Source organism: Streptomyces sp. NPDC059900 (assembly GCF_050270335.1).
GTDB lineage: Bacteria > Actinomycetota > Actinomycetes > Streptomycetales > Streptomycetaceae > Streptomyces.
Map to the genome: position 1 here is coordinate 1 of NZ_JBNNJZ010000429.1, position 6,997 is coordinate 6,997.

8 protein-coding genes are annotated in these 6,997 nt (G+C 72.1%); 5 read left to right on the plus strand and 3 right to left on the minus strand.

What is annotated here, in order from left to right; translation table 11 throughout:
- The first annotated feature begins 214 nt into the window (after nucleotides 1–214).
- Entirely contained in the window at nucleotides 215–1,030 is an 816-nt protein-coding gene (locus tag ACQKIP_RS35010; RefSeq protein WP_365855959.1) for an SAM-dependent methyltransferase, read from the plus strand.
- Nucleotides 1,031–1,074: 44 nt separating this feature from the next.
- On the opposite strand, the gene ACQKIP_RS35015 is transcribed toward ACQKIP_RS35010, so the two are convergent.
- Entirely contained in the window at nucleotides 1,075–1,641 is a 567-nt protein-coding gene (locus ACQKIP_RS35015) for a hypothetical protein (RefSeq protein WP_365855958.1), read from the minus strand.
- A gap of 124 nt (nucleotides 1,642–1,765) precedes the next feature.
- Here ACQKIP_RS35015 and ACQKIP_RS35020 point away from each other — a divergent pair, with 124 nt between their 5' ends.
- Nucleotides 1,766–2,356, plus strand: a complete 591-nt coding sequence (locus ACQKIP_RS35020) for a TetR/AcrR family transcriptional regulator (protein WP_365855957.1) — start codon at nucleotides 1,766–1,768, stop codon at nucleotides 2,354–2,356.
- A gap of 79 nt (nucleotides 2,357–2,435) precedes the next feature.
- On the opposite strand, the gene ACQKIP_RS35025 is transcribed toward ACQKIP_RS35020, so the two are convergent.
- Both ACQKIP_RS35025 and ACQKIP_RS35030 read right to left on the minus strand, forming a co-directional pair.
- Nucleotides 2,436–2,885, minus strand: a complete 450-nt coding sequence (locus ACQKIP_RS35025) for a hypothetical protein (RefSeq protein ID WP_365855955.1) — start codon at nucleotides 2,883–2,885, stop codon at nucleotides 2,436–2,438.
- A gap of 44 nt (nucleotides 2,886–2,929) precedes the next feature.
- Nucleotides 2,930–3,304 (minus strand): hypothetical protein, encoded by a 375-nt coding sequence (locus ACQKIP_RS35030; RefSeq protein ID WP_365855953.1) that lies wholly within the window; start codon nucleotides 3,302–3,304, stop codon nucleotides 2,930–2,932.
- On the opposite strand from ACQKIP_RS35030, the gene ACQKIP_RS35035 reads away from it, so the two are divergent.
- Genes ACQKIP_RS35035 through ACQKIP_RS35045 form a run of 3 tightly spaced genes read left to right on the plus strand, consistent with a single transcriptional unit; the run spans nucleotide 3,303 to nucleotide 6,971 of the window.
- On the plus strand, nucleotides 3,303–3,836 hold the full coding sequence (locus ACQKIP_RS35035; protein WP_365855951.1) for a 2Fe-2S iron-sulfur cluster-binding protein: 534 nt from the start codon (nucleotides 3,303–3,305) through the stop codon (nucleotides 3,834–3,836). The genes ACQKIP_RS35030 and ACQKIP_RS35035 overlap by 2 nt on opposite strands.
- Nucleotides 3,833–4,819 carry an FAD binding domain-containing protein gene (locus ACQKIP_RS35040; RefSeq protein WP_365855949.1) on the plus strand — a complete coding sequence of 329 codons (987 nt, stop codon included), beginning with the start codon at nucleotides 3,833–3,835 and terminating at the stop codon, nucleotides 4,817–4,819. The genes ACQKIP_RS35035 and ACQKIP_RS35040 overlap by 4 nt, the downstream gene beginning before the upstream one ends.
- 55 nt (nucleotides 4,820–4,874) lie before the next feature.
- A complete protein-coding gene (locus ACQKIP_RS35045) occupies nucleotides 4,875–6,971 on the plus strand; it encodes a xanthine dehydrogenase family protein molybdopterin-binding subunit (protein ID WP_365855947.1) in 2,097 nt (698 codons plus the stop codon).
- Nucleotides 6,972–6,997 lie beyond the last annotated feature (26 nt).

The following is a 6,997-nucleotide window of genomic DNA, read 5'->3' on the forward strand; positions in this document are numbered from 1 at the left end:
GGTGATCCCGCTCGTCCTGCTCAGCGTGCTCGGGATCGCGCTGGCCTGGCGAAAGGGGCGGAACTGACAGCTCCGCCCCGGATCGCGGCCGGAGGCGCCCCGCCTCAGGTCGCGGAACTCGCCGAACACCTGAACTGGTGTACTCATTCGTATGGTTGGGGCCTAAGTTGTGCGTGAAACAGTTCACGCCTCGGTGGAAAGACGGACGCTACCCATGACCGACCCCGCGACGACGCCCGGATCCGCGGCGCAGCAGAACATCGACACATCGGTGCCGCACTCGGCCCGGATCTGGAACTACTGGCTGGGCGGGAAGGACAACTACCCCGTCGACGAGGGGGCCGGCGACGCCTACAGCACCGTCTTCCCCGGCATCGTCACCATCGCCCGCAGCAGCCGCGCCTTCCTGCGCCGCAACATCACCTACCTGGTCACCGAGGCGGGCATCGACCAGTTCCTGGACATCGGCACTGGCCTGCCCACCGTGGACAACACCCATGAGGTCGCCCAGCGGCTCGATCCCCGGACCAGGATCGTGTACGTCGACCACGACCCGATGGTCCTCGCGCACGCCCGCGCCCTGCTCACCTCCACCGCCGAGGGGGCGACCGCGTACGTCGACGCCGATCTGTCCGATCCCGACCGCATCCTGGCGGCCGCGGCCGAGACGCTCGACCTCACCCGGCCCACCGCCCTGATCCTCAGCAACATCCTGGGCCACGTCGCCGACTACGACCAGGCGCGCGCCATCGTCACCCGCCTGATGGAGGGCCTGCCCTCCGGCAGCTATCTCTCGGTCAACGACGGCTCCCGGGGCACCGACGCCGACTACGAACAGGCCCAGGACGCCTACAACGAAACGGGCGCCGTCCCGTACTTCCTGCGGCCCGTCGACCAGATCGCCGCGTTCTTCGAGGGCCTGGAACTCCTGGACCCCGGAGTCGTCTCGGTGCCCTTCTGGCGCCCGGACCCCGACTCCCCCACCCCGGAAGCCATCGGCGAACACGGCGGCCTCGCCCGCAAGCCGTAAGGCAGGGAACTCAAGAGCGGCCCTCCACCCGGCCCTTCGCCCGGTCAGCGTCCGGTGGTGCGGTTCAGGCGGAGGGCGGAGACGAGGAAGAAGACTCCGCCGAGGAAGGCGTAGCCGGCCAGGGTGCTCAGTGATGCCCCGGCCTTGCCGGCCTGCGCGACGAAGGAGGCTCCGGCAAGGGTGGAGATGGCGCCGCTGGCGATCATCGGCCACTGGCCGCCCATGCCGCGCCGCAGGACGCCGACGACCAGCTGGACGAGGCCCGCGGTGATGGCCCAGGCGCCCCAGACCCGCAGGACGGCGGGAATGCCGGAGGCTGCCGCCGCCGCCAGGCCCGCCGTGGTGAGGGCGCTGAGGGCGATGTTCGCGTAGAGGCCGCGCACCGGCCCGCCGCTCGCACGGGCGGCCCTCGCGTCGACGATGGCGCACGCCATGTCGAACAGCGGGTAGATCACCAGCAGCGTCGCGCCGAGGGCGCCCAGGGTGTCGGCGGACGTGAACAGCAGGCCGGCCCAGGCGGCGGCGAACGCGAAGCGCACCAGATACAGGCGGCGCAGGGCCGTGGAGGCACTTGCGGTGGTGTGCGCGGGGGTGGCGAGGGTGGCGTTCATGAGGGGTCCTTCCGGTGATGAGGGAGAACGTTCGGTCTCTTGCTCTGGTCCTCATCTAAGGGCGCCCGCCGCAGCACTGTCAAGACCGAACGTTCTCCCTCATCGGGCTGATACGGTGGGCGCCATGAGCGCGCGCACAGAAGGCGGGAGCACGTCCGAGGCTCGATCTCGCCTGCTCGACACGGCGACCCGGATCTTCTACTCCGAGGGCATCCACTCCGTCGGCGTGGACCGGATCATCGCCGAGGCGCAGGTCACCCGTGCCACCCTCTACCGGCACTTCAAGGGCAAGGAGGAGCTGATCCTTGCCTACCTCCAGCAGGCCGACCACGGCATCCGGGCGCAGGTCACCGCCGCCCTCGCGGAGGACGGTCCCGCGGCCGACAAGGTCCGGGCCGTCGGCCGGTCCATCGCCGGGAGCATCCAGTACTCCGGGTTCCGCGGGTGCGCCTTCCTCAACGCGGTGGCCGAGTATCCCGACCCCGCGCACCCGGTCCACCAGGCCGTGCTGGCGCACCGCCAGTGGTTCCTGGAGACCGTCACGCAATTGCTGTCCCAAGCCGGCTGCGCGCCCGCCGACGCGGCGGGGCGGCACTTCGTCATGCTCCGGGACGGAGCCATGGCAGCGGGCTGCCTCTTCGACCCGGCGCTGATCTCCGAGACGTTCCTGCACGGCATCGAGGGCATCCTGTCCGCGCCCAGGTGCGAAGACTGACCACCGGCTCGCGGGACGGAGCCGGCCGTGACCTGGCGCCGTGGAACTTCGTCGACCCTTTCCAAGCCGTGAGTACGCGCTACTCGGACCGGCGGCGCACCCCTGACAGGAGGCGCCGCATCCCCACCGCATGCCCGCCCGTCCCGATGACGAGAGCCCGGTAGACGCTGCCGGCCGGGCCGGGAAAGACGGCTCGGCTCTCTGCGCGCAGCCGGGAGCGCCCCGGACCGAGGCGTTCGACGCGGAAGATCAGGGCATAGGACGAGAAACGATGGCGCCCCTGGAGGATCAACTCCCGTCCCGGCACCGCGGCAACCACGCCGAACCCGGGCAACGTCGATCCTTCGGCAAGGGGTCGCGGCCCGGACGCCGTACGATCGACGGCTCCCACCAGCCTCGCGTAGCGGGCCATACCCGCCTGCGAGAAGGACCTCTCCAGTGTCTCGCCCAGAGCGCGCCAGACGTCGTCGGCTCCCGCCGCGATGACCGTCGCGTGCTCGTCGATGTACGGCAGCGAAGCGATCTGCATCAAAGCCTCCGTGAGGTCTGGTCCCGGTGGGGTGCGATGCGTTCTCAGGATGGGGGCTCGATCAGGCCCTCAACGCTGTTGGAGCGGTAGAACGCGCAGGCGGTTCCGGGCGGGTGAGGGACTGCGAGCGCCTGGTCGGAGGGGTAGGGATAGGGCCGCTGCGGCAGGGTGTGCGCGAACTCGCTGCGCTGCTGGCCGATTCGCTCGGATCCGGCGAGGACCACGGGCTGATCCGCCGTCGGATGGTCAGGACGGACCAGCCGGAGCGCCGCGTGTCCGCCGGATCCGCCCGGTACGGCCCGCGCAGGTGCGGCGATGCGCCGGCTGCGCGTGCCCGGCGTGCCGGAATGGGTGTCCTGGCTCAGGCTGGTTACGCGGTCACACCGCAGACCCGCTTCGACGAGGGAGCAGAGCGCCATGGGAACCGATGTGTTCCGCTCGGAAGTGCCCCTGACGGTGAACGGCAATCCCTGCCGCCCCACCGTCGACCACCGTTCCACGCTGCTGGACGTCCTGCGCGAGCAGATGGGGCTCACCGGTGCCAAGAAGGGCTGCGATCACGGCCAGTGCGGGGCCTGCACCGTGCTGGTCGACGGGCGCCGTGCGAACAGCTGTCTGCTGCTTGCCGTCGCCCACGAGGGCTGCGCCATCACCACCGTCGAAGGGCTGCACGCCGAGGACGGGGTGGAGCCGCATCCCGTACAGCGGGCCTTCCTGGAGCGCGACGCCTTCCAGTGCGGCTACTGCACCCCCGGCCAGATCTGCTCGACGGTCGGCGCCCTGGCCGAAGCCGCCGCAGGCAACGCATCGCACGTGACCGACCCGGCCGAAGCCACCGGCGCGCCCGTGGAGCTGACCAGGGAAGAGATCCGTGAGCGGCTCAGCGGCAACCTCTGCCGCTGCGGCGCCTACCCGCACATCGTCGAGGCCGTCGAGGACGTGACCCGGTGAAGCCCTTCCGGTACGTACGCGCCTACAGCGTCGAAGAAGCGACCGCGGCCCACGCCGGGCGCACAAGCTCCCGCTATCTGGGCGGCGGCACCAACCTCGTCGACCTGATGAAGCTGGGCGTGGAAAGCCCCGAACGGCTCATCGACGTCAGCAGGCTGCCCCTGGACGAGGTGGAGGAGCTGCCCGACGGAACGGTGCGCGCGGGCGCGACGGTACGCAACAGCGACCTGGCCGCCCATCCGCTGGTGCGCGACCGCTACCCCGTCCTGGCCCAAGCCCTGCTCGCGGGTGCATCGGGCCAGCTGCGCAACGTGGCCACCACCGGCGGCAATCTGCTCCAGCGCACCCGCTGCCCCTACTTCCAGGATCTGAGCAAGCCCTGCAACAAGCGTGAGCCCGGCACCGGATGCGGCGCACGCGACGGCGTCCACCGCGACCACGCGATCTTCGGGCACTCGCGGCTGTGCATCGCCACGCACCCCTCCGACATGGCCGTCGCACTCGCCGCGCTCGATGCCCGGGTGGAGCTCCAGGGCGTGCGGGGCGGGCGCACCCTGCCCGTCACCGAGTTCCACCGCCTGCCCGGCGACCGCCCGGACGTGGACACGGAGATCGAACCCGGCGAACTCATCACCGGCGTCCTGCTCCCGCCCTCGACCGCAGGGCTGCCCTCCTCCTACCGCAAGGCCCGCGACCGCGCCTCGTACGCCTTCGCCCTCGCCTCGGTGGCCGTGGTCCTCAACGTCGAGGACTCCGTCGTACGCCAGGTGCGCATCGCGTTCGGCGGCCTGGCCCACCGGCCCTGGCGTGCCCGGCACGCCGAGCGGGCCCTGCTGGACGGCGCGCCGAGCGACGAGGCGTTTGCGCAGGCCATGGACGCCGAGTTCGCCGCGGCCGAACCGCTGCGGGACAACTCCTTCAAGGTGCGGCTCGCCCGCAATCTCGGGCGCGACGTCCTGCGGCGCCTCGCCGGCCCGGCCTGAGCCTCCTGGCCACAGCCCGCGCCCCTTCCCGTCCCCCGCTTCCAGGGAGTACGCCATGCCGGACACCGCCAGCGCCGTCGGAGCGCCCGCCGAGCGCAGGGAGGGCCCCCAGAAGGTCGCAGGGGCCGCCCGCTACGCCGCCGAGCACACCCCCGAGGGGTGCGCCTACGCCTGGCCGGTGCCCGCCACCATCGCGCGCGGCACGGTCACGGCCGTCGACGCGACCGCGGCCATGGAAGTGCCCGGCGTCCTCGAAGTCCTCACCCACCAGAACGCACCGCGCCTGGAGAAGCCGGACGACGCCACGCTCGCCGTGCTCCAGGACTCCCGCGTCCCGCACCGGGGCTGGTACGTCGCGCTCGTCGTCGCCGAGACACTGGAAGCGGCACGCGAAGGAGCCGCGGCCGTCCGGGTCAGCTACGCGAAGGAACCGCACGACGTCACCCTGAAGGCCGATCACCCCGATGCCTATGTGCCCGAGGACGAGGACGGCACCTCGGGCGAGCACACGCGCGGCGACGCGGAGGACGCCTTCGCCGCCGCGCCCGCCCGCGTCGACGTCGCCTACCGGGTGCCGCCGCTGCACAACCACCCCATGGAGCCGCACGCGGCCACCGCCCACTGGCAGGACGGCAGGCTCACCGCTCACGACAGCAGCCAGGGCGCCACCACCGTCCGCGATGTCCTGGCGGGCCTCTTCGCGCTGCCCAAAGAGCAGGTCACGATCGTCTCCGAGCACGTCGGCGGCGGCTTCGGCTCCAAGGGCACCCCCCGGCCGCACGTGGTGCTCGCCGCCATGGCCGCCCGCGTGACCGAGCGGCCCGTCAAACTCGTCCTGCCGCGGCGCCAGTTGCCGGCCGTGGTGGGCCACCGCGCGCCGACCCTGCACCGGGTGCGTCTGGGCGCCGGGGAGGACGGCACCCTGACCTCAGTGATCCACGAGGTGACCACGCACACCTCGCGCGTGAAGGAGTTCGTCGAGACGGCCGCCGCAGCCACCCGCGTCATGTACCCCTCGCCGCACGCCCGCACCACCCACCGTGTGGTCCCGCTCGACGTGCCGAGCCCTTCCTGGATGCGGGCGCCCGGTGAGGCGCCCGGCATGTACGCCCTGGAGTCGGCGATGGACGAACTCGCCGTGAGTCTGGGCATCGACCCCGTCGAACTGCGGCTGCGCAACGACACCCGCACGGAACCCGACAGCTCCAAGCCGTTCAGCAGCCGCCACCTCGCCGAGTGCCTGCGCGAGGGGGCCCGTCTCTTTGGCTGGTCCGAGCGCGATCCGCGCCCCCGTTCGCGTTCCGAAGGGCCCGTACTGGTGGGCAGCGGGGTCGCGTCGGCGACGTACCCGGTGGTCGTCGGGCCGTCCCGGGCCGCCGCCCACGCCTACCCCGACGGCAGCTTCGTGGTCCGCGTCAACGCCACCGACATCGGCCAGGGCGCGCGCACCGTGCTCGCCCAGGTCGCCGCCGACGCGCTCGGCGTCCCCCTGGAGTCGGTCCGCACCGAGATCGGCAGCAGCGACCTGCCCGACGCCTCGCTGGCGGGCGGCTCCTCGGGAACGGCCTCCTGGGGCTGGGCCGTCCACGAGGCCTGTACGCAACTGGCCGCGCGCCTGGCCGGACAGCAAGGACAGGAACTGCCCCCGGAAGGCGTCGGCGCCACGGCCGACACGAAAGGCCTGGCCGACGCGGACAGCGACTACGCCCGCCACGCCTTCGGCGCCCACTTCGCCGAGGTCGGCGTCGACACCGTCTCCGGCGAGGTACGGGTGCGCCGGCTGCTCGGCGTCTACGCGGCCGGGCGCATCCTCAACTCCCGCACGGCGCGCTCGCAGTTCATCGGCGCGATGACGATGGGCCTGGGCATGGCGCTGACCGAGGGCAGCACGATGGACGCGGCCTTCGGCGACTTCACGGAGGCCGACCTCGCCGCCTACCACGTACCGGCGCACGCGGACGTACCCGCGATCGAGGCGCACTGGATCGACGAGGACGACGCGCACCTCAACCCCATGGGCAGCAAGGGCATCGGAGAGATCGGCATCGTCGGGACAGCCGCGGCCATCGGCAACGCGCTGCACCACGCGACCGGCCGGCGGCTGCGGGAACTCCCCCTGACACCGGACCGGGTCCTGACGAGCGGCATCTGAGCCTTCCTGACCGGGTCAGGCCCGGC

Excerpts from the sequence above, each read along its gene's own strand:
- ACQKIP_RS35010 (WP_365855959.1), top strand. The coding sequence starts at position 215 with ATGACCGACCCCGCGACGACGCCCGGATCCGCGGCGCAGCAGAACATC.
- ACQKIP_RS35015 (WP_365855958.1), bottom strand. The coding sequence starts at position 1,641 with ATGAACGCCACCCTCGCCACCCCCGCGCACACCACCGCAAGTGCCTCC.
- ACQKIP_RS35020 (WP_365855957.1), top strand. The coding sequence starts at position 1,766 with ATGAGCGCGCGCACAGAAGGCGGGAGCACGTCCGAGGCTCGATCTCGC.
- ACQKIP_RS35025 (WP_365855955.1), bottom strand. The coding sequence starts at position 2,885 with ATGCAGATCGCTTCGCTGCCGTACATCGACGAGCACGCGACGGTCATC.
- ACQKIP_RS35035 (WP_365855951.1), top strand. The coding sequence starts at position 3,303 with ATGGGAACCGATGTGTTCCGCTCGGAAGTGCCCCTGACGGTGAACGGC.
- ACQKIP_RS35030 (WP_365855953.1), bottom strand. The coding sequence starts at position 3,304 with ATGGCGCTCTGCTCCCTCGTCGAAGCGGGTCTGCGGTGTGACCGCGTA.
- ACQKIP_RS35045 (WP_365855947.1), top strand. The coding sequence starts at position 4,875 with ATGCCGGACACCGCCAGCGCCGTCGGAGCGCCCGCCGAGCGCAGGGAG.